Annotated in this window: 23 protein-coding genes and 1 riboswitch; of the genes, 15 read left to right on the top strand and 8 right to left on the bottom strand. The window is 67.0% G+C overall.

Annotated features, from left to right (window positions below; all coding sequences use genetic code 11):
• Window positions 1-112: 112 nt before the first annotated feature.
• Entirely contained in the window at window positions 113-484 is a 372-nt protein-coding gene (locus NX780_RS20345) for a hypothetical protein (RefSeq protein WP_258829703.1), read from the bottom strand.
• 283 nt (window positions 485-767) lie between these two features.
• Between NX780_RS20345 and ompR the strand changes: the two genes are divergently transcribed.
• The 6 genes from ompR to NX780_RS20315 all read left to right on the top strand — a co-directional run bounded on the left by ompR (window position 768) and on the right by NX780_RS20315 (window position 5512).
• Window positions 768-1469, top strand: coding sequence for an osmolarity response regulator transcription factor OmpR (ompR, locus tag NX780_RS20340; protein ID WP_051306146.1), 702 nt, complete (start codon window positions 768-770; stop codon window positions 1467-1469).
• Window positions 1469-2842 (top strand): ATP-binding protein, encoded by a 1374-nt coding sequence (locus tag NX780_RS20335; protein ID WP_258829702.1) that lies wholly within the window; start codon window positions 1469-1471, stop codon window positions 2840-2842. Before ompR ends, NX780_RS20335 begins: the two co-directional genes overlap by 1 nt.
• A 147-nt stretch (window positions 2843-2989) precedes the next feature.
• A complete protein-coding gene (locus NX780_RS20330; protein ID WP_258829701.1) occupies window positions 2990-3637 on the top strand; it encodes an exopolysaccharide biosynthesis protein in 648 nt (215 codons plus the stop codon).
• Between the two features lie 53 nt (window positions 3638-3690).
• Complete coding sequence (locus NX780_RS20325; protein WP_258829700.1) at window positions 3691-4665, top strand: threo-3-hydroxy-L-aspartate ammonia-lyase; 975 nt, start codon at window positions 3691-3693, stop codon at window positions 4663-4665.
• Window positions 4665-5039 carry a RidA family protein gene (locus NX780_RS20320; RefSeq protein WP_258829699.1) on the top strand — a complete coding sequence of 125 codons (375 nt, stop codon included), beginning with the start codon at window positions 4665-4667 and terminating at the stop codon, window positions 5037-5039. The genes NX780_RS20325 and NX780_RS20320 overlap by 1 nt, the downstream gene beginning before the upstream one ends.
• Window positions 5040-5134: 95 nt before the next feature.
• Window positions 5135-5512 (top strand): DUF4124 domain-containing protein, encoded by a 378-nt coding sequence (locus NX780_RS20315; protein WP_258829698.1) that lies wholly within the window; start codon window positions 5135-5137, stop codon window positions 5510-5512.
• Between the two features lie 33 nt (window positions 5513-5545).
• On the opposite strand, the gene NX780_RS20310 is transcribed toward NX780_RS20315, so the two are convergent.
• The 3 genes from NX780_RS20310 to NX780_RS20300 form a co-directional block, all read right to left on the bottom strand.
• Window positions 5546-8494, bottom strand: a complete 2949-nt coding sequence (locus tag NX780_RS20310; RefSeq protein ID WP_258829697.1) for a putative bifunctional diguanylate cyclase/phosphodiesterase — start codon at window positions 8492-8494, stop codon at window positions 5546-5548.
• Between the two features lie 96 nt (window positions 8495-8590).
• Window positions 8591-9388 (bottom strand): N-acyl amino acid synthase FeeM domain-containing protein, encoded by a 798-nt coding sequence (locus tag NX780_RS20305; protein WP_258829696.1) that lies wholly within the window; start codon window positions 9386-9388, stop codon window positions 8591-8593.
• A gap of 234 nt (window positions 9389-9622) precedes the next feature.
• Window positions 9623-10483: a PhzF family phenazine biosynthesis protein gene (locus tag NX780_RS20300; protein ID WP_258829695.1), complete on the bottom strand. Its 861-nt coding sequence runs from the start codon at window positions 10481-10483 to the stop codon at window positions 9623-9625.
• Window positions 10484-10629: 146 nt separating this feature from the next.
• Between NX780_RS20300 and NX780_RS20295 the strand changes: the two genes are divergently transcribed.
• Together NX780_RS20295 and NX780_RS20290 are read left to right on the top strand one after the other, a co-directional pair.
• On the top strand, window positions 10630-10917 hold the full coding sequence (locus NX780_RS20295; RefSeq protein WP_258829694.1) for an autorepressor SdpR family transcription factor: 288 nt from the start codon (window positions 10630-10632) through the stop codon (window positions 10915-10917).
• Complete coding sequence (locus tag NX780_RS20290; RefSeq protein WP_258829693.1) at window positions 10914-11561, top strand: SdpI family protein; 648 nt, start codon at window positions 10914-10916, stop codon at window positions 11559-11561. The genes NX780_RS20295 and NX780_RS20290 overlap by 4 nt, the downstream gene beginning before the upstream one ends.
• A gap of 101 nt (window positions 11562-11662) precedes the next feature.
• On the opposite strand, the gene NX780_RS20285 is transcribed toward NX780_RS20290, so the two are convergent.
• On the bottom strand, window positions 11663-12556 hold the full coding sequence (locus NX780_RS20285; protein ID WP_258829692.1) for a LysR family transcriptional regulator: 894 nt from the start codon (window positions 12554-12556) through the stop codon (window positions 11663-11665).
• Between the two features lie 108 nt (window positions 12557-12664).
• Between NX780_RS20285 and NX780_RS20280 the strand changes: the two genes are divergently transcribed.
• Both NX780_RS20280 and dkgB read left to right on the top strand, forming a co-directional pair.
• A complete protein-coding gene (locus tag NX780_RS20280; protein WP_258829691.1) occupies window positions 12665-13870 on the top strand; it encodes an MFS transporter in 1206 nt (401 codons plus the stop codon).
• Window positions 13871-13893: 23 nt separating this feature from the next.
• Window positions 13894-14694, top strand: a complete 801-nt coding sequence (gene dkgB / locus NX780_RS20275) for a 2,5-didehydrogluconate reductase DkgB (protein ID WP_258829733.1) — start codon at window positions 13894-13896, stop codon at window positions 14692-14694.
• Here the strand turns inward: dkgB and NX780_RS20270 are convergent, their stop codons facing one another.
• A complete protein-coding gene (locus tag NX780_RS20270) occupies window positions 14695-15402 on the bottom strand; it encodes a glutathione S-transferase (RefSeq protein ID WP_258829690.1) in 708 nt (235 codons plus the stop codon).
• A 337-nt stretch (window positions 15403-15739) separates the two neighbouring features.
• On the opposite strand from NX780_RS20270, the gene NX780_RS20265 reads away from it, so the two are divergent.
• Both NX780_RS20265 and NX780_RS20260 read left to right on the top strand, forming a co-directional pair.
• The gene (locus NX780_RS20265; RefSeq protein ID WP_258829689.1) at window positions 15740-16711 is read left to right on the top strand and encodes a DUF535 family protein; all 972 of its coding nucleotides are present in this window, start codon (window positions 15740-15742) and stop codon (window positions 16709-16711) included.
• A 22-nt stretch (window positions 16712-16733) separates the two neighbouring features.
• Window positions 16734-17165 carry a GNAT family N-acetyltransferase gene (locus tag NX780_RS20260; RefSeq protein WP_258829688.1) on the top strand — a complete coding sequence of 144 codons (432 nt, stop codon included), beginning with the start codon at window positions 16734-16736 and terminating at the stop codon, window positions 17163-17165.
• Here the strand turns inward: NX780_RS20260 and NX780_RS20255 are convergent.
• Window positions 17129-18733: a methyl-accepting chemotaxis protein gene (locus NX780_RS20255; protein ID WP_258829687.1), complete on the bottom strand. Its 1605-nt coding sequence runs from the start codon at window positions 18731-18733 to the stop codon at window positions 17129-17131. The genes NX780_RS20260 and NX780_RS20255 overlap by 37 nt on opposite strands.
• A 203-nt stretch (window positions 18734-18936) precedes the next feature.
• A riboswitch (TPP riboswitch) is annotated at window positions 18937-19045 on the top strand.
• Between the two features lie 95 nt (window positions 19046-19140).
• Between NX780_RS20255 and NX780_RS20250 the strand changes: the two genes are divergently transcribed.
• The gene (locus NX780_RS20250) at window positions 19141-21276 is read left to right on the top strand and encodes a TonB-dependent siderophore receptor (protein ID WP_258829686.1); all 2136 of its coding nucleotides are present in this window, start codon (window positions 19141-19143) and stop codon (window positions 21274-21276) included.
• 133 nt (window positions 21277-21409) lie between these two features.
• Here NX780_RS20250 and NX780_RS20245 read toward each other — a convergent pair whose 3' ends face one another.
• Window positions 21410-22372, bottom strand: a complete 963-nt coding sequence (locus NX780_RS20245) for an HDOD domain-containing protein (RefSeq protein ID WP_258829685.1) — start codon at window positions 22370-22372, stop codon at window positions 21410-21412.
• 244 nt (window positions 22373-22616) lie between these two features.
• Here NX780_RS20245 and NX780_RS20240 point away from each other — a divergent pair, with 244 nt between their 5' ends.
• Window positions 22617-24890, top strand: a complete 2274-nt coding sequence (locus tag NX780_RS20240; RefSeq protein ID WP_258829684.1) for a TonB-dependent receptor domain-containing protein — start codon at window positions 22617-22619, stop codon at window positions 24888-24890.
• 23 nt (window positions 24891-24913) lie between these two features.
• A complete protein-coding gene (locus tag NX780_RS20235) occupies window positions 24914-26059 on the top strand; it encodes a hemin-degrading factor (RefSeq protein WP_258829683.1) in 1146 nt (381 codons plus the stop codon).
• The last annotated feature ends 3 nt before the right edge of the window (window positions 26060-26062 follow it).

Genomic DNA, 26062 nt, shown 5'->3' with positions numbered 1-26062 from the left:
AATGTAAATAAACATATGGCAACAAATTTTCTTTGAAGAAACCCCATCCAAGGGGGAAAGCCGAAAAAGAAAACGGCGCCCGCAGGCGCCGCCTTTCCAGCCAGCCGCTTGTTCAGCGGCGGCGGGCGTTGGGATACAGGTCGACGTTGGCCTCGTTGATCTGGCGCTTCAGTTCGCGCCGCTCGTCGGGCGTCAGGCGGCCGCGGCGGCTTTCCTCTCCACGGCGCATCTGGTCTTCCATCTGCTCCTGCCGGCGCGCATTATCGCGCATTTCGTAGGCGCGGCTGTCGAAACGCTGGTCCTGCGCACGCGCCTCGTAACGGTCGCGCATCTGCTGTTGCTGCATCTCGTCGCGGCGCGGGCCGCGGTCTTGCGCCATGGCGCCGGCGGCGGTGCAGGCGAGGACGCAGGCCACGATGCCATGACGCACCAGGCCCAGTGCCCCGTCTTTTACTGCCTGAATTGTATTGAGCGCGTCGTTCATGGTGTCCCTCTTCCGCGATGCCATATAAACAGATAAGCTGTGATGACCACTTGCCGCCAGTGTATGTGCATACCGTCCGAGGAGTAAGCCTGATTGGGTAAAGTTTGTAACACAATGTAATGCCTGAGCAATTCGAACGCGATGCTCAAGCCATAAGACGTTACCATAGCGACATGCTTCTGACAATTCTGGAATCCATATGAACGCATCGACGAATAACTCGAACAATAGCGCTGCAAATACTGCGACCCCGGGCGCCGCGGGCGGCCACTCCGCGAAGATCATGGTGGTGGACGACGACGTGCGCCTGCGCGACCTGCTGCGCCGCTACCTCACCGAGCAGGGCTTCCAGGTGGTGACGGCCGAAAGCGCGCCGGCCATGAACAAGCTGTGGCTGCGCGAGCGCTACGACCTGCTGGTGCTGGACCTGATGCTGCCGGGCGAAGACGGCCTGTCGATCTGCCGCCGCCTGCGCGGCGCCGGCGACCAGACCCCGATCATCATGCTGACCGCCAAGGGCGAGGACGTGGACCGCATCGTCGGCCTCGAGATGGGCGCCGACGACTACCTGCCCAAACCCTTCAACCCGCGCGAGCTGGTGGCGCGCATCGGCGCGGTCCTGCGCCGCAAGGGTCCGGACGAGATCCCGGGCGCCCCGAGCGAGACCCCGCAGACCTTCGAGTTCGGCGACTTCGTGCTCGATCTCGGCACGCGCACCCTCAAGAAGAACGGCGAGACCGTGCCCCTGACCACCGGCGAATTCTCGGTGCTCAAGGTGTTCGCCCGCCATGCCCGCCAGCCGCTCTCGCGCGAGAAGCTGATGGAGCTCGCGCGCGGCCGCGAATACGAAGTCTTCGACCGCTCGCTCGACGTGCAGATCTCGCGCCTGCGCAAGCTCATCGAACCCGACCCTTCCAGCCCCCTGTACATCCAGACCGTCTGGGGCCTGGGTTATGTGTTCATCCCTGAAGGACAGCCGCGCTAGTGTTCGCACCATTTTCCGCGGCGCGCCGCGCCGCGCGCTTCGCCTGGTACCGCAGCGGTCTGTTCTGGCGCACCTTCCTCCTGATGTCCCTGCTGACCGCGGCCTCGATGGGCTCGTGGATCGGCATGCTCAATATGTTCCAGCGCGGACCACAGGTGCAGCAAACGGCCGAACTGGTGGGCTCGGTGGTGACCCTGACCCGGGCCGCCCTCACCCACTCCGCGCCGGACCTGCGCCGCGAGCTGCTGCTCGAACTGGTGTCCAATGAGGGCATCCGCATCCTCACGATGAACGACTACGACGTGGTCGAGCCGCCGCCCAACACGGCCCTGATGGCGGACATCGCCACCGCCGTGCGTGAGCGGCTGGGCAAGCAGACCCGCTTCTCCAGCAGCGTGAATGGCGTGCCGGGCTTCTACATCAGCTTCAACATCCAGGAAGACGAATACTGGCTGATGCTCGAGCGCGAGCGCCTGGCGGGCCTGACGCGCGTGCAGTGGCTCGGCTGGGCGACCCTGGTGGGCCTCCTGTCGCTGGTCGGGGCCGCGTTTGTTTCTTCGTTGGTGAACCGTCCGCTGGCGCGCCTGACGGCGGCCGCGCGCGCGATCGCCAAGGGCGAACGCCCGACGCCGCTGCCCGAGAAGGGCTCGCAGGAGATCATCGAGGCGAACCGCAGCTTCAACCAGATGGTCGAAGACCTGGCCCAGGTCGAGAAGGACCGCGCCGTCATCCTGGCGGGCATCTCGCACGACCTGCGCACCCCGCTCGCGCGCATGCAGCTGGAAGTCGAGATGGCGCACCTGCCGCAGGATGCACGCGAAGGCATGCAGTCGGACATCAACCAGATGGACGCCATCATCGGCCAGTTCCTCGACTTCGCCAAGCCGACCGACGCCGCCACCTTCGTCGCCGTGAACCTGTCGGAGATGCTGTCCGAGGTCGGGCGCGAAGCGGGCCGCATCCGCGACCTGCGGGTGCAGGTCGACCTGATGCCGGGCATCCATGTGATGGGCAATGCGACCGACCTGCGGCGCGTGGTCAACAACATCATCGAGAACGCGCGCAAGTACGGCAAGACACCTGGCCAGGACATCACCGAGATCGACATCGTCCTGCGCGTGAAAGCGACCGGCCACGGACGGCGCGCCGTCATCGAGATCGGCGACCACGGCGTGGGCGTGCCGGAAGACCAGATCGCCCAGCTGCTCAAGCCCTTCACGCGCCTGGACAGCGCGCGTGGACAGGCCAACGGCGCCGGCCTGGGCCTGGCCATCGTCGAGCGCGTGCTGTCGCGCCACAACGCCGAACTGTCGGTGAGCAACCGCGAAGGCGGCGGCCTCTTGCTGCAGATCGCGCTGCCGCTTGCCGGCTGAGGCCAGTCGATCAATACATAGTAAACTCGTAGGGTGGTCGGCTTCGCCGACCGCGCGTCCAGCTCCGGCCTGCGCAGTAGCGGCTCGACCGGGAGTCGAACGCGCGGTCGGCACAGCCGACCACCCTACCAACCCGGTACCTCGATCATGAAACACGAACAAGAACAGTTCCTCGACAATATCCCGCTGTCCCAGAAGATCCGCGCCATGGTGCGCTCCCTGCCGCGCACCGGCATCACCCTGAGCGAGCTGATCCAGCTGGTCGGCAAGGACGGCCTCCTGATCCTGGCGGGCCTGCTGACCCTCGTGTTCCTGATCCCGGTGTCGATCCCGGGCGTCAGCACCGTGTTCGGCGCGGCCATCCTGCTCATCGGCCTCTCGCGCCTGTTCGGCCGCGAACTATGGGTGCCGGAGCGCCTGAAGCACCGCGTGATCGGCACCCGCAAGCTGCGTCCCCTGCTGCGCAAGGCCCTGCCCTGGATGGTGAAGATCGAAAAGGTCAGCCGCCCCAACCGCATCCAGTGGCTGGTGGCCAAGGGACCGATCCAGTACCTGAACGACGCGGCCCTGGTGCTGGGCGCGGTGCTCCTGATGATGCCCTTCGGGCTGATCCCCTTCAGCAATACCTTCCCGGCCGTGGCCCTGCTCTTCCTCGCCATCGGTCTCTTGCAGCGCGACGGCGTGTGCGTGCTGCTGGGTCACATCGGCAACCTGTTCACCATCCTCTATTTCAGCCTCCTGATCGGCGGCGGCGGCCTGGCGGCGCGCGAGGTCTTCCAGCGCATGAACGGCTGAGGAGCGGGGCCCGATTCGCTATACTGGCGGCTTTCGACCCATCCGAGAGCGCCATGACCGTCACCGCCCCCACCTACCATGACATCGAACTGGCCGCCGAGCGCCTGAAGGGCGCGGCGCACCGCACGCCGGTGCTGACCTCGACCACGGCCAACCGCATCAGCGGCGGCGAGCTGTTCTTCAAGTGCGAGAACTACCAGCGCATGGGCGCCTTCAAATTCCGCGGCGCCTATAACGCGATCGCGAAGTTCGACGACGCCCAGCGCGCGGCCGGCGTGCTGACCTTCTCCTCGGGCAATCACGCGCAGGCGATCGCCCTGTCGGCCAGGCTGGCCGGCATCAAGTCGACCATCATCATGCCGCACGACGCGCCGGCCCTGAAGGTCAAGGCGACCAGGGAGTACGGCGGCGAAGTCATCACCTACGACCGCTATACCGAGAACCGCGAAGAGATCGGCCGCCGCTTGTCGGAAGAGCGCGGCATGACCCTGATTCCGCCCTACGACCACCCGGACGTGATCGCCGGACAGGGCACGGCGGCCAAGGAACTGTTCGAGGAGACCGGGCCGCTCGACATCCTGCTGGTTTGCCTGGGCGGCGGCGGCCTGCTGGCCGGCTCTGCGCTGGCGGCGCGCGCCCTGGCCCCGGACTGCAAGGTGATCGGCGTCGAGCCGGAAGCCGGCAACGACGGCCAGCAGTCGCTGCGCAAAGGGGAAATCGTGCACATCGCGGTGCCCAAGACCATCGCCGACGGCGCCATGGTGACCCATATCGGCGAGCACAATTTCGAGGTGATTCGCCGCGCGGTAGACGACATCGTCCTTGTGACCGACACCCAGCTGGTGCAGACCATGGCCTTCTTTGCCGAGCGCATGAAGATGATCGTCGAGCCGACCGGCTGCCTCGGCGCGGCCGCGGCCCTGCACGGCGTGGTGGACGTCAAGGGCAAGCGCGTCGGCATCCTGATCTCCGGCGGCAACGTCGACCTGTCGCGCTTCGCCGAGCTGGTGTCCGGCGCGCAAGCCTGATGGAGTTCGTCCAGGCGCCCGGCCTGCCATTACCCGCCGGCCATTACTCGCAGGCCGTCGTCACGCGCGGCGGCCTGGTCTTCGTGTCGGGCGTGCTGCCGGCACGCGACCTGCCTGACACCTCTTTCGAGGCGCAGTGCGCATCGGTATTCGCGCAATGCGAGCAGATCCTGCGCGCGGCGGGCTGCGGCTTGCATGACGTGGTGCAGTGCACGGCCTACCTGGCCGGGGTCGAGCACTGGCCGGCCTTCAATGCCGCGTATGCGGCCGTGTTCGGCGCACACCGGCCGGCGCGGGCGGTCGTTCCGGTGCCGGCCCTGCATTACGGTTGCCTGGTGGAAGTGCAGCTGGTGGCGGAACAGCCGAACGGCTGAGAGATTCTTGAATGCATGCCGCGCACACGTGAGGCAGCGAACAGAGCATTGTAAGACAGACGCGGACACTGGAGGCTCCAGAAAAGGAGTCGACCATGAAGCGTCATCTCTGCCTCAGCATTCTTTGCGCGGCCCTTGCCTCATCGGCCCCCGCAACCTACGCCGGCACCGACATCGTCAAGTGCGTGGACGGCCTCGGGCGGGTCACCCTGACCGACCAGCCCTGCGACGGCGGCGCCTCCACGGTGCGCCTGGCCAGCATGCCGGCCGATGAAGGAGCCAACCGCGTGCAACCCTATCCGCTGGCCGTCGAGCACAGCGTGCTGCCGCCTCCGCCCGCGCAAAGGCGCGTGATGGCGCCACGGGCCAAGGCCAAGCCCTTGACGCGTGATGTCGCGACCCTGAAGGCCGCCAGGGCCAATTTCCTGTTGATGGATGCAGGCGGCAAGCAGACGCTTGCGACCCTGGATTGAAGATCTATCCGGCCGAGGCTGCGTGAGCGCGCATCAGAACAGATCGCGAATCTTCTGCACGCTCGCCAGGTGCGGCGTCATCGGCGTGCCCAGCACCTTCACCAGTTCCTGCACCGCCGGATCCGTAATGAAATCCGCAGCCGAACGCGCCTCCAGGATGCGCTCTGGCGGCAGCGAACGCGCCACCGCCCAGCCCTGCACATAGTCCACGCCGATCTCCGACAGCGTCTGCACGGTGGCGGCATCTTCGGCCCATTCCGCGATGGTCTTCATGCCCAGGTTGCCGGCCAGGCTGACGATCGCCTCGACGATCGCCACATTGGCCGGGTGGGCGTTGATGTTCTTGATGAAGTTCCCATCGATCTTGAGCACGTCGGCCGGCAATTCCTTCAGGTAAGAGAAGGAGGTGTAGCCGGCGCCGAAGTCGTCCAGCGCAACCTTCACGCCGAAGCTGCGCGCCTGGTCGATGAAGCGGCGCGTGTTGTCGAGGTCGTGCAGGGCCACGCTCTCGGTGATCTCGAGGCAGAGGCGGCTCGCCACATGCACGAAGCGCCCGAGGATCTCGAAGGTGTCCTGCACGAAGCGCTCGTCGTTGAGGGAGGCGCCCGACAGGTTCATGCACACGAAGCGGGTATTGCCCAGCTGCTCGGCATGCTCGGCGATCCAGGACAGGGTCGTGTTCATCACCCAGCGGTCGATCACGCTCGCGCGGCCGCTCTTCTCGGCGGCGGCGATCACGGCGCCGGCCGGCACGATGCGGCCGTCCGGCTCGCGCATGCGCAGCAGCACTTCGAAGTTCAGCGATTCGCGCGGGTGGCCGAGCGACATGATCGGCTGCATTTCCAGCAGCAGGCAATCGGTCGCATTGGGACCGGACAGGCGCGCCACCATGTCCAGTTCCGCCGCGCGCTGGCGGAAGGCTTCGGCGCCGCGCTCGTAGACCACCAGGCCGTCGCCCTGCCCCGTCTTGGCTTCGCGGCAGGCGCGGTCGGCGGTCGAGATGGCATCCTTCATGGCAATGCTGGGTTCGACTTCGATCAGGCCGACCGAGCCGCGCACGTGGAAGGCCTTGTCGCCCACGCGGTAGGGCGTGCTGCCGAGGCGGTCGACGATGCCGCGGCAGATGATCGAGGCCAGCGGGATGGCCGTCTCCGGCATCAGGATCACGAATTCGTCGCCGCCCACGCGGCCGATCTGCTGGCCGCCGGCCAGCATGGTGGCCATGCGCTCGCACACCTGCTTGAGCACCTCGTCGCCGGCCGCGTGGCCGAACAGGTCGTTGATCAGCTTGAAGCGGTCGAGGTCGACGTAGGCCAGCGCCATCGGGCGCCCGGCCGCCAGGCCCGCTGCGGCGAGCTGGAATTCCTGCTCGATGCCGCGGCGGTTGAAGACCTTGGTGAGCGGGTCGTTGTTGGCCATGAACTGCAGCTGCTCGGTGGCCTTGTGTTTTTCGGTGGTGTCCTGCAGCACCCCTTCGATGCGCGAGCGCGCCAGGGTCGCCGACACCAGGAAGCGCTGGCTGCCGTCGCGGCTGGCCAGTTCCATCTCGGCCTCGGCCTGGGTGTGCACCTGCTCGTGCAGCTCGGTCCAGGTGCTCTCGGTGAAGAACTGGCGCCAGGCGGTGCGGCCGGCATTGAAGCTCGAGATGCCCAGCATCTTCTGCAGGGCCGGATTGACGCTCAGGAAGTGCCCGTACATGTCGAGCGTGAAGAGACCCACCGGCATGGCCTGGTAGGCGTGCTCCAGCTCCTGCTGGGCCGCTTCGCGCTGCTCGGTCTCGCTGCGCATCTGTTCGGCCACGGCCAGCGCGGCCAGCAGGCTCGAGGCCAGCGCGGCCGTGACGCTGTTGATGATGCCGAGCAGCTCGCGCATGCCCAGCGCCGCCGACGCGACTTCGGCGATGGTCGCCAGGAAGCTGACCACGAAGGAGGCCGCGAACCACGCGGCAACGCGGTTGCGCGATTCGACGATGATCTTGAACAGGCCCACCGTCATCACCGAGAAGCAGCAGGTGCAGATCACCCACAACAGCGGCAGGTAGACGCCGTAGGGCAGCAGGATGGCGGCCGCCAGCATCGGCATGCACAGCCACTGCATGATGCGGAAAGGCAGCACGTAGCGCAGCGCCGCGATATGGTCTTTCAGGAGCGCCTGGTACAGCGTCAAGGTGGCGATGCCGTACAGGGTGATGCCGATCGAGCGGCTGCGCAGCAGCCAGTCGCTTGGTATGGTCTGGCCCAGCCACTGGATGTCCCAGCCCGCCGAGAGCGCGGCCACGCGCAGATTCAGGACCAGCCAGCCGGCGAACAGCACGTACAGGGGCTGGCGGTTGATCAGGGCGGTGATCAGGATGAACAGGGCCAGCACCACCATGCCGCCATCGAGCAGGCCGGACTTGCGATGGTACTGCTCGACCGACAGCGCGTACTGGTCGGCCGGCCACTGCAGCACCGTCAGGCGCGCGGGGCCGGCGAAGTTGGCGCGGCACAGCAGCTCGGACGGCATGGGCGCCATGCGCAATGCGAAGCCGGCCTTGGAGCCTTCGATGAAGCCGGCGCCGGCGCCGCGCACGGCATTGCCCAGCGGAGCCAGGCTGACGGCGTCCCAGCAGGCCACGTCGAGGGCATGGCGCGACGGGAACTCGATCACCTGGGCGCCGCTGCGCGGCATCGGTTCGACAGCGAACCAGACCGGCGCTTCGGACAGGTGGGTGTCATGGCCGGTGACCAGGCCCGCGGCCTGCACGCGCGCGAGCGCGCCGCGCGGATCGAGCGCCTCTTCGGTCTGCACGGCGACGTGCATCGACAGCGGCACGTCGCCGCTGGTGCGGTACTGGTCGTTCCAGAAGACCAGGGCGATGAAGGAAACGAGGCCGATCCCGAGCGGGATCAGGTAATACGAAAACAACTTCAACACCCGCTCCACGGCCGCGTGCGCGGCGGCCAGGAGCGAAGAACGACGTTGCGGTGTTGGGATGGGCATAAGCTATATCGATGCGAGCGAATGCCGGTGCCGTTCGGGCGCCGGCTCAAAGCGCAAGGATACAGGCTTACATTGATGCCGTCATGCAATAACTGCTCAGGCAGCCGCGAATTCGCGCGGCAACAACGGTGAGTACTGCGCGATTTTAGTACGAGCTAGTACCAGGGCTGGCGGCGGCGCGGCCGGGCCGATGTCGATGTCCGGATGGTGCGTGTTGAAGAAGAAATTCAGCAAGGGATGGCGCGCATCGCGGTAGCGCTGTTCGAAGCTCGCGATCTCGAAGGCCATCACGCGGTGCGGGATGTTGCCGACATGGCGCAGCGGGACCGGGCCCTGCTCCGGGAACACGTCGGCGAACAGCAGTTGCTCGTACTGGCGGTCCACCGGCGGGCGGCCCGTGGCAACCGAGAAGTCGATGGCGTTGTCTTCGCAATACATGAAACAGGCTTTGATCAGTGCCATTTTGACCACGCGTCCGACACGGCCCTCATCGATGCCCAGGCGGGTGGCCTCGACCAGGCGGCGGCCCTGCAGCCATTCCGGCAGCACGATCGATTCCTCGACGCCGAGCGGGCGATGCAGGTTGGTGCGGATGCGGGTGCTGCCCAGCGGCGATCCGTCCAGCTTGGACTCGGCCAGCAGCACGATGGTGTCGTCGTCGTAGTCGGCGGCCTCCGGATGCAGCAGCGTACGTGCGAATTCGGGCACGTGGCGGGCATAGGCGGCATGGCGGATGCGCACGGCCTTCAGCAGGTCGGACTCGGTCTCGACGCGGCGGATGGTGAAAGGCAGACGCTCGACATTGCGGCCAGCCGCGCGCGCCTCGCGCTCCTGGCGTGCGGCGGGCGCCGCGGCGCTGGAGGGAGTGGAAACGACTGGGTCGAACAACGACATGGTGAAACTCCTGGATTGAAATTGTGAAACAAAACTTGCCTGCTTCAAATTATCAATCCGCTCAGAAATATTCTAACTGCTGAGCAGGAGTACTTTTTGCCTTCTATTTGTCCTACACGGACTGCAAGACTATTCCTACAACCATAGGACGGTCGTACGTAACAATCTCGCCACAGTCCTGAGTCGGTGTCGGACGGGCCGCAGGCGCTGCGACCCATCCGCTCATGCACCGACCTACATGGTGCGCGCGCTCCCGGAAACGCGGATCGAGCTGCCCGGCTCGTCGCCGAACTCGGCCGTCAGGCGCGAGCGCATGCCCATGTCCTCGCCCTGCACCACCTCGATCCGTCCGCCGTGCGGCCACTGGATGTCGCGCAGGTAGCCGGCGAAGGCGGCGGTGCCGGCGCCGGTGGCCGGGTCTTCCAGCACGCCACCGGAAGCGAAGGGGTTGCGCGTATGGAAGCGCTGCGGCGTCTCGGCCCAGGCCAGCACGATGGTCACCAGGCCGTGCCCGTTCATCAGGCGGCGTCCGGCTTCGAGTTCGTAGTGCATGCGCGAAAGCAGCTCGCGGCTATTGAGGGCCAGCACCAGGTGGTCGTTGCCGCCATGGGCGATCGCCGGCGGAATGCGCACGTCGAGATCGGCCTGCGTGTAGCCGAACAGGGCCAGCGCCGCATCGACCAGGGCGGCGGGGGCCGGGCTGCTCCGGGTCGGCGGCGACTGCAGGCTGGCGGCGACACGCTCGCCTTCCTTGCGCCCTTCGACCGAGATCTGCGCCGCGTTCAGCGTCAGATCGAAGCGGCCGTCGCCGAAGCGGCGGGCCAGCGCGGCGCCCAGGGCGATGGTGGCGTGGCCGCAGAAGGCGACTTCGGATTCGGGCGAAAAATAGCGCACCCGCCAGCCCTCGCCTTGCGGCGCCGCGAAGGCGGTTTCGGAGAAGCCGACCGCATGCGCGACGGCCGCCATCTCCGCATCCGGCGGCAAGGTGTCGCCGATCCAGACGCCGGCAGGATTGCCACCGGCGTCGCCATCGGAGAAGGCGGCGATGCGCTCGACGTGTTGAAGCGAGCCATGCATATACTGGGCTTCTTTCATGACGGTCCTTTTCTTGTTGGGGGGTCGGCCATCATAATCCGCGCCGCCGAAGCTTGCTCGGGAGCGCCGGTTTTCAGCTCCTGCTTGACCTGGCGCGCCAAGGCAACTAGTATTTAGACATTCATCTAATTAGAAAGCGATCTAACATGGCAGGACCGTTGAACGAGGTGTTCAAGGCCATCGCCGATCCGACGCGGCGCGAGATCCTGCGCCTGCTGCGTCACGAAGAGCTGAGCGCTGGCGAGGTGGCGGCGCATTTCGACATGAGCAAACCGACCATGTCGCACCATTTCGCGGTACTCAAGGGGGCCGGACTGATCACCAGCCGGCGTGAGGGACAGACCATCTGGTACTCGCTCGACACCACGGTGCTCGAGGACGTGCTGGCCTGGTCGATGGACATGGCGCGCGGCGCCAGGGGAGGCAAACAATGAAGCGTTACCTGTTCGTATTCGCGGCCGTGGTGCTGCTGGTGCTGGCAATGGCCCTGGCCATCTATCCCGGACTGCCGGCGCAGGTGCCGGTGCACTGGAATGCGGCCGGCGAAGTCGACGGCTGGGGGCCGCGGATCGAGGTGCTGATGCACTCGGTCTTCCTCCTCGGCCTGGGCCTGCTGTGGCCGTTGCTGCCGAAGGTGTCGCCGAAGCGCTTCGCGGTGGAGGGTTTCGAGGCGACCTGGTGGTTCAGCGGCATGGCGATGGTGCTCCTGATCGGCTATATCCAGTGCGTGCACCTGTGGGCCGCCTGGCAAGGCGGCTTCGCGATGGACCGCGCCATCGTCGGCGGGCTCGGGATGTTCTTTGTCCTGGCAGGCAATGTGATGGGCAAGGTGCGGCGCAACTTCTGGCTCGGCGTGCGCACGCCCTGGACGCTGGCCAACGACCGGGTCTGGTATGCGACGCACCGGCTGGCGGCGCGCACCATGGTGGCGGGCGGCGCGCTGGCGGTGCTCGTCGCGCTGGCGGGCTGGCACGGGGTGCTCGGAATTGCGGGACTGGTCGCGGGGGCGATCGTGCCGGTGGTGTTTTCGCTGGTGTACTACAAGCGCCTCGAAAAATCAGGAACGCTTGAAACGTAGGGTGTTCGGCTTCGCCGAACGCGCGTTCAAATACACGGTGAAATGAGGCGCATCGTCCATCTTCGCGCTGCTTGAACGCGCGGTCGGCAGAGCCAACCACCCTACGAAAGCCTGCCCTGCAGCCGCTTGGCCAGGAAGTCCACCAGGGCCGACACCCGCGGCGCCAGCGCGCCCTGCTTGTAGAACACCGCCCATACCGGCTGGGTCCAGTGCAGAGTGGCGTCTTCCAGCACCGGCAGCAGCCGTCCCGCCTCGACGTCGGGGCGGGTGAGGAAGTCCGACAGCGAGGCGATCCCCGTCCCCGACAACGCCAGGTGGCGCACCGTTTCGCCGCTCGATGCCGTCACCGAGGGCGTCACCGTCCACCCTTCCCCGCCGGCGTGCCGCAGCGGCCAGGTATTCAGCGACGCCGGCGCCGTGAAGCCGAGCGTGCGGTGGGTTTTCAGGTCCTCGACCCTGGAAGGCAGGCCATGCTTCTCCAGGTAGGCGGGCGCGGCCAGCACGCGGATGTGCGATGCCCCGAGGCGGCGCGCGTTCAGGGTCGAATCGGGCAGCGCGCCGATGCGGATCGCCAGGTCGGCGCGCTCCTCGATCAGGTCGACATAGGTCTCGCCGCTCACCAGTTCCAGCTGCACCAGGGGATAGGCTTCCAGGAAGTCCGGCAGCAGCGGCGCGAGCAGGTGGTCGAGCGCCGGCGTGGCCGCGTTCACGCGCACCAGGCCCGAAGGCTGGGAGCGGCGCGCGGCGGCTTCCAGCTCGGTATTGGCCAGGTCGGCTAGCAGGCTGCGCGCCCGGCCCAGCAGCCAGGTCCCCTCTTCCGTCAGTTGCAGGCGCCGCGTCGTGCGGTGCATCAGCGTCATGCCCAGGTGCTCCTCCAGGCGCGAGATGGTGCGCGAGACGCCCGAGGGCGTCTGGCCGAGGCGCTCGGCGGCGGCCGAGAACGAGCCCGTATCTATGACTGCAGCGAAGGCAATCAGGGCGTCGACATCGATCATTCGTGACTCCACGTCAAAAGTCAATTGTACGCCAAGGCATTTTTCTACGCCTGGCAAGCAGGCACACTGCGGGCCTTGCTTCACATTGGCAGACCAAAGGAGAACACCATGCCATTCGCACTCTGGGCGCTCACGCTGAGCGCCTTCGCCATCGGGACGACGGAATTCGTCATCGTCGGCCTGATTCCGACCATCGCGGCCAGCCTCGGCGTCTCGGTGCCGTCCGCCGGCCTCCTCGTCAGCCTGTACGCGCTCGGCGTCGCCGTCGGCGCGCCGGTGCTGACCGCCCTCACCGGCCGCGTGCCCCGCAAGCAGCTGCTGATCGGCCTGATGATGCTGTTCACGCTCGGTAACCTGGTCGCCTGGATGGCGCCCGGCTATGCGGCCCTGATGGCGGCCCGCGTGCTGACCGGCCTGGCCCACGGCGTCTTCTTCTCGATCGGCTCGACCATCGCCACCAGCCTGGTGCCGAAGGAAAAGGCCGCCAGCGCCATCGCCCTGATGTTCACCGGCCTGACCGTGGCCCTGGTGACGGGCGTGCCGCTCGGGACCTACATCGGCCAGCACTTCGGCTGGCAGGCCACCTTCCTCGCCGTCTCGCTGCTGGGCGTGGTCGCCATCGTCGGCAGCTGGGTCCTGGTGCCAGGGAATATCGCCGGCAGCAAACCCGCCAGCCTGCTGACCCAGCTGGCGGTCTTGAGGAAGCCGCGCCTGCTGCTGGTGTACGCCATGACCACGCTCGGCTATGGCGGCTCCTTCATCGCCTTCACCTATCTCGCGCCGATCCTGCAGGAAGTCTCGGGCTTCGCGGCCTCCAGCGTGAGCCTGGTGATGCTGGTCTATGGCGTTTCGGTCGCGGCCGGGAACATCTGGGGCGGCAAGCTGGCCGACCGCAAGGGACCGCTGCCCGCGCTGCAGATCGTGTTCGCCCTGCTGGCCCTGGTGCTGCTGGTCCTGAGCTTCACCGCGCCGAACAAATGGCTGGTGCTGGCCACCGTGCTGGCGTGGGGCGCCGTCGCCTTCGGCAACGTGCCCGGCCTGCAGGTCTATGTCGTGCAGCGCGCCGAACGCGATGCGCCGCAGGCCGTGGACGTGGCATCGGGCCTGAACATCGCCGCCTTCAACGTCGGCATCGCCCTGGGCGCCTGGGGCGGCGGCCTGGTGGTGGCCCACTTCGGCCTGATGGCTACGGCGCCGATCGGCGCCCTGATCGTCGTCGGCGCCTTCGGGCTGACGACCCTGGCCGGCTGGCTCGACCGCCGCGACGGCCTGCCGGCAAAGGCGGCCGTGAAGACCGCCATTACCACCCACTGAATACAAAAGGAGTCAACATGAACATGACCATGCCCCAACTCGGCCTCGGCACCTTCCGCCTGCAGGGCCAGCAAGCGATCGACTCGGTCGCCAATGGACTCGAACTCGGCTACCGCCACATCGACACCGCCCAGATCTACGGCAACGAGGAAGAAGTCGGCACGGCCCTCGCGGCCTCGAACGTGGCGCGCGACGAGGTCTTTGTCACCACCAAGATCTGGACCGCGAACCTGGCCGGCGAACTGGTCGCGCCGAGCCTGAAGGAGAGCCTGCGCAAGCTGCGCCTCGAGCAGGTCGACCTGGCCCTGGTGCACTGGCCGTCGCCCGGCGCCGAAGTACCGGTGCGCGAGACCATGGAAGCGCTCCTTGGGGCGCGCGAAGCGGGCCTGAGCGCCGCCATCGGCATCTCGAATTTTCCGGTCGCCCTGATGCGCGAGGCGATCGATGCGGTCGGCGCCGCCAACATCGCCACCAACCAGGTCGAACTGCATCCCTACCTGCAGAACCGCAGCGTGGCGGCGTTCGCGCGCGAGATGGGGATCCACGTGACGGCCTACATGCCGCTCGCCTACGGCAAGGTGATGGACGATCCGGTCATCGCCAGGATCGCCACGCGTCACGGCGCAACCGCGGCCCAGGTCACCCTGGCCTGGCTGCTGGCCAAGGGCTATGCGGTGATTCCATCGTCCACCAAACGCGCCAACCTGGCCAGCAACCTGCAGGCCCCGCGGCTGGCGCTGGACGCCGGCGACATCGCCGCGATCGATGCGCTCGAGCGCGGCGAGCGCCTGGTCAGCCCCGAGTTCGCGCCAAGGTGGGACTGATTATTCGTCCAGCTCCGGATAGTGGCGGAAGATCCCGTTCTCGTTGAAGGGAATGCGGCGGTTCGATGCGAGGTAGGCCGCGATGTTCGGCCGCGCCGCCACCCGGTCGCGCAGGCGGCTCAGGGCGGGATACTCGCCCTCGAGCCGCTTCATTGCGTTCGGGAAGGCGTAGCGCAGACCCTCGATCACCTGGAACAGCGAGAGGTCGGCGTAGGTCGGCTTGTCACCCACCAGCCAGTCGCGCGGTTCGGGGTTGCTGAGGATGCGCGAGAAGTAGCCGAAGAACTTCGGCAGGCGCGTCTCGATCAGGTCGGCCGCGCGGCGCAGCGCTTCCGGCTTCTGGTCTTCGTAGTAGAGCGAGGTGGCGATGGGATGGTGGGTGTCGTGGATCTCGGCGACCAGGTCGGCGATGGTCAGCTGCAGCTGGTGGGTCCACAGGCGGCCCGGATCGCTGCGCGGCGCCAGCGCATGCTGTTCGCCGAGCCAGAGCAGGATATTGGCCACCTGGCCGATGGTCATCTCGCCCGCCTTCAGGAAGGGCGGCGCGAACGAGGGATGGGATTCGGTGTCCAGCGCCGACAGCAGGAGGTCCATGCCGCCTTCGCGGCGCGCCACGTCCACGTAGTCGGCGCCGGCTTCCTCCAGGGCAAGCCGGACAAATTCGCCACGGCCTTGGATACCGGGCCAATAAAAAAGTTCGTACGCCATCAGTTGCCTCCGGGGTGGTTCGGTCTGGCGCAATTATTGACGATGAAAGCCAAGCGTGTCGCCGCACAAACATGGTAATCTTGTAGTGCCTGTCAGGCGAAAACAAAAAGTCGCAAATTGGCGAAAAAGCCGATACCGTGAGAGAGACCTATGAACGCAAGCCACCGCCGTGCTTCGCTTCGAAAATTCCTGACCTACCCTGGCGCCAGTTAGCTCCCCGGCCCTTCATGGCAGAATGTCGTTTCTGCCGTGCAAGCCCGTCTTGTGCGGGCATCCAAGATAAAGACAGTGGCGCCGCGCCAAGCGCCCGCAACTTTACGCCGAATGGAGCAGCATCGTGATCTTCGCTCACCTATCCAGAAGTTGGCTGGCCCGCCGCGGCCAGTACACGCCCGCCTCGTGGATGCTCAGCATCGTGCGCAGCCTGCGCGTGCTGCGCTACTGGCGCGAACACCAGGCCCTGTGCCGCCTCGACCTGGTGCGCCGCTTCGTCGCGAGCGCGCCGGGCGACGACCTGTTCCACCACCTGAGCCACCGCAGCTATCTCTCGAAAGACCTGAGCGCGCGCCAGCGCGTCCAGTGCGTGCTCTCGCACTACCGTTTCGAAGACGCCGCCTTCAGCAACGCCTATCACCAGGCGGTGTATGGCGGCGGCGGGCTCACGCTGTGGCAGCACCTGTCGCAGGACGACAACGGTGAGCACAGCTTCCTGATGCGCCTCGAGATGGCCCCGCGCCTCGACGCCGAGGGCGACCTCACCATCTCGCTGGTCGCCGACGGCAAGTACCTGCACCGCCTGTCCTATACCTGGGTCGACGGCCAGCTCGCCGGCGTCGAGCTGCCGACGGTGCCCTTCGTCACCCGCAACCAGGGCCGCTGGACCGATTCCGGCGCCGCCTTCGCGGCCTTCGAGCAAGCCTTCCCCAACAACTCGCCGAGCTTCTTCTGCTTCGCCGCCATGCAGGGCGTGGCGCAAGCCCTGGGCATCGACCAGGTGGTGGCCATCAAGTGCAGCTCGCACATCGCCTACGACCCGCAGGACGTCAAGCATTTCGAGAACGCCTACGACGGCTTCTGGAAGATCCTGGGCGGGGTCGAGATGCCGGGCCGCAGCTACCTGATCCGCCTGCCCTTCTACCTCAAGCCGCTGGCCGACATGCCGTCCAAGCACCGCAAGCGCGCCGCCCAGCGCCGCGAGTTCTGGCGCGCCATCGGCGACTCGACCCGCAGCACGATGCTGCGCCACATGGCGCCGGCCGCCGCCAGCCAGGCGCGCTCGGTCAGCGCGCCTGCCGTCGCCGAGGCCTGAGGCGGCTGCCGCGGGTTCGGGCTTGCAGTCGTCGATCGACATCCTGGCCGCGCGGCCGCTGGACCGCGACGCCATTGCCCGCCTGTATGCCGAGGCGGGCTACGGCGCGGTCCCGGGCGCGGACGATACCGTGATCGTGGCCAAGCTTGGCGCCACCCTGGTCGGGGTGGCGAGGCTGTGTCCCGAAGAGGGCGTCACGGTATTGCGCGGCATGCAGGTGAGCAAAGCCTTCCAGGGCCAGGGCATCGGCGCGCGCCTGCTCGCCGCCTGCGTCCCCCATATGGCGCAGAGCGACACCTTCTGCCTGCCCTATACCCACCTCGAGCACTTCTATGCCGCCGCCGGGTTCGCGCCGATCCACGGCGCCGGGCTGCCCGGCTTTCTCGCGCAGCGCCTGGCTGCCTATCGCGGACGGGGTCAGGACGTGATGGCGATGCGCCGCCCGGCCGCCTGAATCGCCCTGCCGCCTGCACTCTCTTCCAGCTGGAAGATGCTCACCACCGCATGCAGCTGAGCCGCCTGCACCCGCAGCGACTCGGCCGCGGCTGCCGCTTCCTCCACCAGGGCCGCGTTCTGTCCCGTCATCTCGTCCAGGCGGGCGATGGCGCCGTCCACACGCTCGATGTCGGCGCGCTGCGAGCCGGTCGCCTTGCCGATGCGCTCGATGATGCCGTTCACCCGCTGCACCCCGTCCACCACCTTTCGGATGGTCTCGCCTGTCTGGCCCACCAGCGCGGCGCCGGTATCGACCTTCGCCACCGTATCCTCGATCAGGCCCTTGATTTCCCTGGCTGCCGCGGCCGAGCGCTGCGCCAGGTTGCGCACTTCGCCCGCGACGACCGCGAAGCCCCGTCCCTGCTCGCCGGCGCGCGCCGCCTCGACCGCCGCGTTCAGCGCCAGGATATTGGTCTGGAAAGCGATGCCGTCGATGACCGCGATAATGTCGACGATCTTGCTGGACGCATCGTGGATCAGCCCCATGGTGGCGACCACCTGTTCGACCGCCGCGCCCCCTTCCAGCGACACCTTCGACGCCTCGCCGGCAAGCAGCCCGGCCTGCTGGACGTAGCCGGCATTCTGCTGCACGGTCTCGACCAAATGGCTCATCGACTGCGCCACCTGGGCCAGCGCGGCCGACTGGGTCTCGGTGCGGGCCGACAGGTTGACATTGCCGGTGGCGATCTCGGACGAGGCCGCGGCGATGGTCTCGGTGCCGCTGCGCACCTTGCTGACGATGGCCGACAGCTCCCTGCGCATCGTGCCCATCGCATGGATCATGCTCGCGGGCCCGGCGCGGCGGGTGTCGATCGGGTGATAGAGGCGGCCGTCGGCGATGGCGCGCGCCACGCCCGTCGCCTGGGCCGGCTCCCCGCCCAGTTGCGCCAGCAGGCTGCGCACGATGACCACGCCTACCGTGGCGCACAGGAATACGGCGATCGCGCTCAAGGCCATGATCCAGGAGCGCGCCTGCGCGGCCTCATCGCTGGCAGCCGAGCTGTTGGCGGCGTTGCGCTGCTGGAGAGACTGGACCAGCGCGTCGATGTCGGCGACGATCTGCCGGCGCAGCGGGCTGCACTCCTGCACCAGGAACCGGCCGTAGCCTTCGAGATCCTGGCTGGCGCGGTAGCTGCGCGGACGCTCGAGCTCCTTCGCCATGGCCAGCAGGCCCTCCTTGACCTTGCGGTACTGCGGGTCGCTTCCCATGGACTCGTCGAGCGTGGGCAGCGCGGCCAAGTAGTCGGCCTTGAAGCTGTCGACGAGGTCGAGTTCGCGCCGTGCGGCATTCTCGTCCTCGAAAATATAAGCATTGCGGGCCGCGATACCGGTCTGAGCGAGGGCCTCCCGCGCCGCGTACAGGGGCTCGAGCTGGGTGTTGCGCACGCCGTTCGCGGCGTCCAGCGCACCCTGGATGCCATTGACCCGGGACACCGCAAATACGGCGAGGACCAGTGTGACGGCCAGTACCAGGCCGAATGCCGTATAGAGTTGCCGGGCAATACCAACACGGTGAAGAAGTTTCATGGTTATGGGCAATTTGTCAAAGAATCGGCAATTTAATCACATTTACAAATTATATTGCCACACGATAACAACAATATCCCAGATTTAATAAATTTGCGTTGTATTTATGATTTTTATCCTGGCAACAAGAACAATATTGCCGATTCCGGTGCCCACGGCGCTGTTGCCACCTTCGCCACACTGCGCGGGTCCGTGTTACACTGCCGCCTCGCTAGGGGTCCTGGCGCGTGCGAACAGCGCGCTGCCGGGTGAGAGATACCCTTCGTACCTGATCTGGATAATGCCAGCGAAGGAAAGCGCAACGCAGTTCCCATCCTTGTTTGCCCTTCCCCCACGTTGGCTCCGGCTTTTTGAAAAAGCAGCGCGCCATTTCGCATCGAGCGTGGCGCGCGAAGACGAGCAAACCCATGACATCCAAGCTGAAACCTACCCTCCTCGCCTGCGCGATCCTGCAGGCCTTCTCGCTTTCTGCCTCGGCGCAGCAGGCCGCGCCCGAAGGCGTGGCCTCGGTGGTCGTCACCGGCAGCCGCTGGGTCGCCAGCGACCGCGCCAGCATCGGCGGCTTCACCGAGGCGCCGCTGCTCGACACCCCGGCCTCGATCACCGCCCTCAGCACGACCCAGATGCTGGACCTGTCGATCCGCAACGTGACCGACGCCGCCCGCTTCGACGCCTCGATCGGCGACGCCTACAACGCGGTCGGCTATGCCGAGCAGTTCTCGATCCGCGGCTTCGCCCTGGACAACGCCACCAGCTACCGCAAGGACGGCATCGCGATCCCCGCCGATACCCAGATCCCGCTCGAGAACAAGGAGCGCATCGAAGTGCTGCGCGGCCTGGCTGGCCTGCAGGCCGGCGTCGCGGCGCCGGGCGGCATGGTCAACTTTGTCACCAAGCGCCCGACCAGTGCGCCGCTGCGCTCGGCGCTGATCGAGGTGAGCGAGCGCGGCACCCTGCACGGCTCCATCGACCTGGGCGGCCGCTTCGAGGACCGCCGCTTCGGCTACCGCGTCAACGCCGCGCTGGAGGACCTGAAATCCTATGTGCGCGGCGCCGATGGCGAGCGCCAGTTCGTGTCCGGCGCGTTCGACTGGCAGATCACGCCGGATGCCCTGTTGCAGCTGGACCTCGACCACCAGCACCGTTCGCAGATCACGGCGCCCGGCTACCAGCTGCTGCGCAACGAGGCGCTGCCGCGCGGGATCTCCCCCAAGACCCTGCTGAACGACCAGCCCTGGACCAAGCCGGTCGAAACCGACAGCAGCAATCTCGGCCTGCGCTTCCAGGTTCGCCTGAACGCGGACTGGACCGCCACCATCAACGCCAACAAGCACTGGTTCAAGCGCGACGACTACACCGCCTTCCCCTACGGCTGCAGCAACGAGGGTGAGGGCTTCTATCCGGGCTACTGCTCGAACGGCGACTACGACGTCTACGACTACCAGAGCGTCGGCGAGCGCAAGACCCCGTGGGGTGCGCAGGCCATGCTGCAGGGGCGCATCAAAACCGGCGCGGTGCGCCACCAGTTGACCATTGGCGCCGCGATGTCCGAGCGCCACGACAGCTTCGGCGAATACGTCTACGACTATGCCGGCTCCAGCAATATCTGGAACAACCAGCACGTCGAACCGGCCCCCGGCAATCCGGCGACCGGCCCAGTGATGGAGCGCCGCAACGACCGTGAAAGCGCCCTGTTCGTGCAGGACGTGGCCACGCTGTCCGAGCAGTTCACGCTGCACACCGGCCTGCGTTGGGTGAAGCTCAAGCGCAACGAGAAGGCCGAGGTCGAGCTGCCCTGGGCGCATGCGGACGACTCCTTCGTGCTGCCGAGCGTCGCTCTGGTCTGGAAGCCGGCGCGCGACTGGAGCGTCTACGGTTCGCTGTCCCACGGCCTGCAGCATGGCGGCATCGCCGAGATGGGCACCACCAACGAAAACACCGTGCTCGATCCGAGCCGTTCGAAGCAGGTCGAGCTGGGCGTGAAGGGGATCGTCAATAACGCCATGATGGTGTCGGCCGCCGTCTTCGATATCAGGCAGGGCCTGGAGTACGTGAACGCGGGCGGTACTTTCGTGCGCGCCGGCGAGCAGCGCCACCGCGGGCTGGAACTGGCGGCCCAGGGCAAGCTGAACCCGGAATTGAACTACAGCCTGTCGGTGATGGCGCTCGACGCCGAGCAGACCGGCACGGGCGACCCGAGCGTGGAAGGCAAGCGCGTGACCAATGTGCCGGAGCTGCGCTCGACGGCCTGGGTGGAATATGCGCTGCCGGCGGTCCAGGGACTGAAGGTGGACGCGGTCTGGCAGTATTCGGGCAGCAAGGCCTTCGACCCGGCCAACCGCGCCATCGTGCCGGGCTACCACGTGGCCAGCCTGGGCACGTCCTATGCAATGCGTGTGGGGGGCATGCACACCATCCTGCGCGCGCGCGTGGACAATGTGTTCGACAAGTTCTATTGGCGCGACGTGACGCAGTCGCTGGGCGGCTACCTGCTGCCGGGCGCGCCGCGCACCTTCCGCGTGTCGGCGCAGTTCGACTTCTGATGTTCGTAGGGTGGACGGCTTCGCCGTCCGCGCGTTCAACTCCCGGATGCCCAGTAGCCATGCACGCCTAAGCTGAACGCGCGGTCGGGGGACCCGACCACCCTACGAAGACCGCATAGCCGCGGTCCCGGAATCAATCGCCCAGGTCGGCCAGCTTGCCCAGGCAGCGCCGCTGGAAGCCGTTCAGTCCGGTGGTGACGAAGCTGTCGTCTTCTTCGATCACTTCCGCATCGAGCAGCAGGCGCAGCTTGGCGATACGGTCGCCCTGGGCCAGGGCCTGGGCCAGGTGCGAGGCATCGGGATCGCCCATGCGGGCGATTGCATCGACCACCTCCACCGGGAAGTCCCAGTGCGCGGCGATCACCGAGGACAGCAGGCGGCTGGCCGCGAACAGCTCGACGCCGAAGGTCCCTGAACCCGGCACCTTGCCTTCGCAGATGCGGTCGGCCACCTGGAAAGCCACCTGCAGGCCCACGTTCTGCATCAGGCCGGCCAGGTAGGATTCAAACACGCCCGCGGACAGGCCGGGCGCCATCACGCTCGCGGCAAAGGCGCAGCGCTCGGAATGCTTCCAGACCGTGGGCGCCAACTGGCGCGCCACGCCCTGCGTCTTGGTACGGATCAGCGGACGCATCGCGATTTTCGCCAGCAGCATGCGCAGGCCGTTCAGGCCGAGCATCGTGACCGCGCCCTCGAGCGTCTCGATCGGCTTGGCCGGACGGTAGTAGGCGCTGTTGGCCTCACGGATCACTTCGGCGACCAGCACCAGGTCGCGTCCCACCTCGGCCGACAGCGCGGCCGTGGAAATATTCTCGTCCGACAGCGCGCCGAGCAGCTGGCCCACCAGCTCGGGAACGCGCGGCACCAGCACCGACGCCCCCTGCGGATCTCCCGCCAGGGCCCGCACTTCCGCCAGCACCTGCTCCTCCAGCTCCCGGGCGATATTGCGGCCACTCGAGGCGGTCAGGTAGCGGTAGTAGGCGGCATCGACTTCGGCCGCCAGCGCTTCTTCGTCCATCGCCACGGCCGTTCCGGCGCCGGTGGCGACTTCCGTCTCCTTGTCGCCGCCTAACAAGCGGCCGATCCATTTTTTCACAGTACACCGCCTATCGATGCCAGTACAGACAGGTATTTTAATACCAGAAGGCAACGATTGACATCTAAAAAAAGTCTCTAGTTGCATCCCCCACGGAGCGTCGCAAACAGGTGGCACATTTTGTTTGCAAATGCGAATGATTATCATTTGGTATACCTCGCACTTCCATGCGAATGATTCTCATTACGGAAGCTGGGCCGCCCTCGACGGCGGCGTGACGACAACAACAAACGAAAGACCACCCATGGCAGCATCCCTTCCCAGCTTGCGGCTTCTACCCGCCCTCATCGCCCTTGCCTGCATTGCCCCGGCCCGCGCCGCGACCAGCGACGCTTCCCCTCTCGAGACGGCGCCCACCGCCACCAGTCCCGGCACCGTCGTCGTGACCGGCCAGCGCGTCGACCAGTCCGGCAGCGCTACCCTGCTCGACGCCGAGGCACTGCGCCGCCAGGGCGCCAACGACATGCAGAACATGGCCCGCTATGCGCCGCTCGTCAGCGTGCCGGGGGCAGCCAGCGGCAGCGGCAATATCTGGGACGGCGCCGGCAACACCGGCTTCAATGTCCGCGGCGTGGAAGGCAACCGGGTGAGCCTGGACCTGGACGGCATCGAACTGCCCGACGCCGCGCCGAAGCCCGATGCCTCGACCGTCAACAGCTTCGGCGTCGGCCGCGACTACTTCGACCCCGAGACCTTCCGCAGCGTCAGCATCGCCTCCGGCACCAGCACGGCCGGCCCCGGCGCCCAGGGCCTGGGCGGTGCGGTCTCCTTCGTCACCAAGTCTCCGGACGACTACGTGAGCGCGCAGCGACCGCGCTACGCCGAATACAAGTTCGGTCTCGACCGCTCGAACGACATGCGCATGCATGCGCTCACCGGCGCGGCCCAGCACGGCGTGCTACGCGCGCTGGCAATCGCGGTGCACCGCGAGGGCAGCCAGATGGACAGCCAGGGCAGCGCGCCCGTGAACCCGGACGACTGGGATTCCGACGCCCTGCTGGCCAAGCTGGCCTGGTCGCCCCGGGCCGGCCACGACTTCACCGCCACGCTGGACGGCTTCCGCGCACGCCACGAGCGCGCCTACGACAACAAGCAGGGCGCCTCCTATCCGGACGGCGCGCGCCAGCATTCGACAACCCGCCGCGACCGCGCCAGCATCGACCACGCCTACACCGGCGGCACGCCCTGGTTCTCGCGCCTGGAAAGCCGCCTCTACTTCCAGGACGCCGAGATCGCGGACCTGACCCATGCGCGCTACGTCACCGGTGGCCAGCCGACGCTGCGCGACATCGCCACCAGCTACCAGACCCGCAGCGTGGGCTTCGCCAGCAATGCGGGCAAGTCGATCGGCGCGCATTCGCTCGACTATGGATTCAGCATCGAGCATACCGAGACGCGCCGTCCATGGGTCGAGAACCGCACCATCGTCGCCACCGGCGCCCGCCAGGTCACGGTGAAGAACCGCATGGCCGACATGGACACGCTCAAGGCCGGCGCCTTCGTGCGCGGCGTCCTGCGCCTGTCGAACACCTTCAGCGCGGTCCCGGGCCTGCGCGCCACCTGGCGCGAGATGAAGCCCGACAGCACCGCCGGCTATGCGGTGTCGATCCCGAACGCGGCGCGCGAGCTGGGCAAGGAAACGGACAGCTACGCCACGCCGAGCCTGACCCTCAACGCGCAGCTGAACCGCGACATGCTGGCCTACGCGCAGTACAGCCGCGGCACCCGCCTGCCCACGAGCGCCGAGCGCACCGGCACCTACGATTCCTTCAGCTACAGCGGCGCCGGCAACGGCTACGCGGTGCTCGGCAACCCGGACCTCGCACGCGAGACCAGCAACGCCTTCGAGATCGGCCTGAAAGGGCATGCGGCGCGCGGCCTCAAGCTGCACGCGGCCCTGTTCCAGACCCGCTACAGGAACTTCATCGAGTACGCGGCGCAGCCCGCCGACCCGGTCAACTACCCGACCATCACCTTCGGCCTGTACCGGCCCGAGAACGTCGGCGACGCCCGCATCTGGGGCGGTGAAGCAACGCTGGAAGCCGAGCTGGGCGCCTGGAACAATGCCTTGCGCGGCGCACGCCTGCTACTTGCCAGCGGCGTCCAGCGCAGCAAGGCGCACAACACCGCGAGCGGCAAGGAAGGGCCGCTGGCCTCGACGCTGCCGCGCAAGAGCAGCTTCATCGCGGCCTGGGACGACCCACTCGGGCGCGGCGGCGCCTCCCTCGCCGCCGTGTACGTGGCGGCCAAGCAGGCGGAGCCCGACGTGATCTCGGGCGTGACGACGGCGCGCTTTGCTGTTCCCTCGAGCACCGTGCTGGACCTGACCGCCTACTGGAACATCAACCGCCGCGCGGCGCTGACCGCCGGCATCTACAACCTGGCCGACCGCAAGTACTGGGACTACGCCTCGTCGCGCGGCCTGCCCGCGGGAACGAGCGCCGCCGCCCTCGCCGACATCGAGCGCCAGGCGCGTCCCGGCCGCTACGCCGCCCTCAGCCTGAAGATCAGCTACTAATCATCCAACAACAAGGAGAACCCATGAAGACCACCCGCCGCATTTTTATCGCAGCCACCATCGCCATCGCTACCATCGGCAGCGCCCACGCCGCCACCCTGCTGGAACGCTGGAATACACTGCGCGCCGAGAAGCCGCACCTGCGCATCCGCGACGCCGCCCGCCAGCTGGGCGTGTCCGAAGCGGAACTGCTCGCAACCGGCATCGGCAGCACCGTGGTGCGCCTGAACGAGGCGAATCACGGCCCGCGCGAGATCATGCGCCGCGCCCTCGACCTGGGGACCGTGATGGCCCTGACGCGCAACGACAACTGCGTCATCGAAGTCACCGGCACCGCGATGCGCCTGAAGCCCGGGCAGGACGCGGCGGATGCGCAGGCCGACCCGGAACGCGAGGCGCGCATGCTCAACATCGCCGGCGGCTACCTGGGCGGCCCGATCGACCTGCGCTTCCAGTTCCCCCAGTGGAAATACGTCTTCGCCGTCAGCCAGCCGATGCGCGACGGCGCGGTGAGCCGCAGCCTGCAGTTCTTCGACGCCGGCGGCACCGCGGTCCACAAGCTGTACGTGAAGAGCGATGCCGGCGTGCCGGTGTTCGAGAAGCTGGTGGCCGACTTCCGCCATCCGCGCCAGGACGCCAGGCTGGACCTCGCGCCGGCCAGCCTGGCGCCGCCCGAGAAGCCGGACAGCGCGATCGACGTCAAGGAATTCCAGCAGGCCTGGCGTGACATGAGCGACGTCCACCAGTTCAACCGCATCGTGTCCGAGTTCGGACTCACGCGCGAACAGGCGCTGCGCCTGGCCCCCGGCGGCATGGTGCAGAAGCTCGACCCCAGCGCCGTGCGCGGCCTGCTCCAGGGCGCGGCGAAGAACGGGGTCGCCATCATGGCTTTTGTCGGCAACGCGGGTGTGACCCAGATCTACAGCGGCAAGATCAGGAAGGTGGCGGATGCCGAAGGCTGGCTCAATGTGCTCGACCCGGACTTCAACCTGCACCTGAACGACGACGCCCTGCGCAGTGGCTACGTGGTGCGCCGCGCCGGCGTGACCTCGGTGGAGTTCTTCGACACCGACGGCAAGCTGGTGGTGACCTTCTTCGGCGTGCGCCAGCCGGGCAAGCCGCAGCCACGGGAATGGCTGGACCTGGCGGCCTCGCTGAAGAAAGCGTAAAGG

It is taken from the genome of Massilia agri, assembly GCF_024753255.1.
GTDB lineage: Bacteria > Pseudomonadota > Gammaproteobacteria > Burkholderiales > Burkholderiaceae_D > Telluria > Telluria agri.
This window is presented reverse-complemented; position numbering and strand designations above follow the sequence as displayed.

Excerpts from the sequence above, each read along its gene's own strand:
- NX780_RS20345 (WP_258829703.1), bottom strand. The coding sequence starts at position 484 with ATGAACGACGCGCTCAATACAATTCAGGCAGTAAAAGACGGGGCACTG.
- ompR (WP_051306146.1), top strand. The coding sequence starts at position 768 with ATGGTGGTGGACGACGACGTGCGCCTGCGCGACCTGCTGCGCCGCTAC.
- NX780_RS20330 (WP_258829701.1), top strand. The coding sequence starts at position 2,990 with ATGAAACACGAACAAGAACAGTTCCTCGACAATATCCCGCTGTCCCAG.
- NX780_RS20325 (WP_258829700.1), top strand. The coding sequence starts at position 3,691 with ATGACCGTCACCGCCCCCACCTACCATGACATCGAACTGGCCGCCGAG.
- NX780_RS20320 (WP_258829699.1), top strand. The coding sequence starts at position 4,665 with ATGGAGTTCGTCCAGGCGCCCGGCCTGCCATTACCCGCCGGCCATTAC.
- NX780_RS20315 (WP_258829698.1), top strand. The coding sequence starts at position 5,135 with ATGAAGCGTCATCTCTGCCTCAGCATTCTTTGCGCGGCCCTTGCCTCA.
- NX780_RS20310 (WP_258829697.1), bottom strand. The coding sequence starts at position 8,494 with ATGCCCATCCCAACACCGCAACGTCGTTCTTCGCTCCTGGCCGCCGCG.
- NX780_RS20305 (WP_258829696.1), bottom strand. The coding sequence starts at position 9,388 with ATGTCGTTGTTCGACCCAGTCGTTTCCACTCCCTCCAGCGCCGCGGCG.
- NX780_RS20300 (WP_258829695.1), bottom strand. The coding sequence starts at position 10,483 with ATGAAAGAAGCCCAGTATATGCATGGCTCGCTTCAACACGTCGAGCGC.
- NX780_RS20295 (WP_258829694.1), top strand. The coding sequence starts at position 10,630 with ATGGCAGGACCGTTGAACGAGGTGTTCAAGGCCATCGCCGATCCGACG.
- NX780_RS20290 (WP_258829693.1), top strand. The coding sequence starts at position 10,914 with ATGAAGCGTTACCTGTTCGTATTCGCGGCCGTGGTGCTGCTGGTGCTG.
- NX780_RS20285 (WP_258829692.1), bottom strand. The coding sequence starts at position 12,556 with ATGATCGATGTCGACGCCCTGATTGCCTTCGCTGCAGTCATAGATACG.
- NX780_RS20280 (WP_258829691.1), top strand. The coding sequence starts at position 12,665 with ATGCCATTCGCACTCTGGGCGCTCACGCTGAGCGCCTTCGCCATCGGG.
- dkgB (WP_258829733.1), top strand. The coding sequence starts at position 13,894 with ATGACCATGCCCCAACTCGGCCTCGGCACCTTCCGCCTGCAGGGCCAG.
- NX780_RS20270 (WP_258829690.1), bottom strand. The coding sequence starts at position 15,402 with ATGGCGTACGAACTTTTTTATTGGCCCGGTATCCAAGGCCGTGGCGAA.
- NX780_RS20255 (WP_258829687.1), bottom strand. The coding sequence starts at position 18,733 with ATGAAACTTCTTCACCGTGTTGGTATTGCCCGGCAACTCTATACGGCA.
- NX780_RS20250 (WP_258829686.1), top strand. The coding sequence starts at position 19,141 with ATGACATCCAAGCTGAAACCTACCCTCCTCGCCTGCGCGATCCTGCAG.
- NX780_RS20240 (WP_258829684.1), top strand. The coding sequence starts at position 22,617 with ATGGCAGCATCCCTTCCCAGCTTGCGGCTTCTACCCGCCCTCATCGCC.
- NX780_RS20235 (WP_258829683.1), top strand. The coding sequence starts at position 24,914 with ATGAAGACCACCCGCCGCATTTTTATCGCAGCCACCATCGCCATCGCT.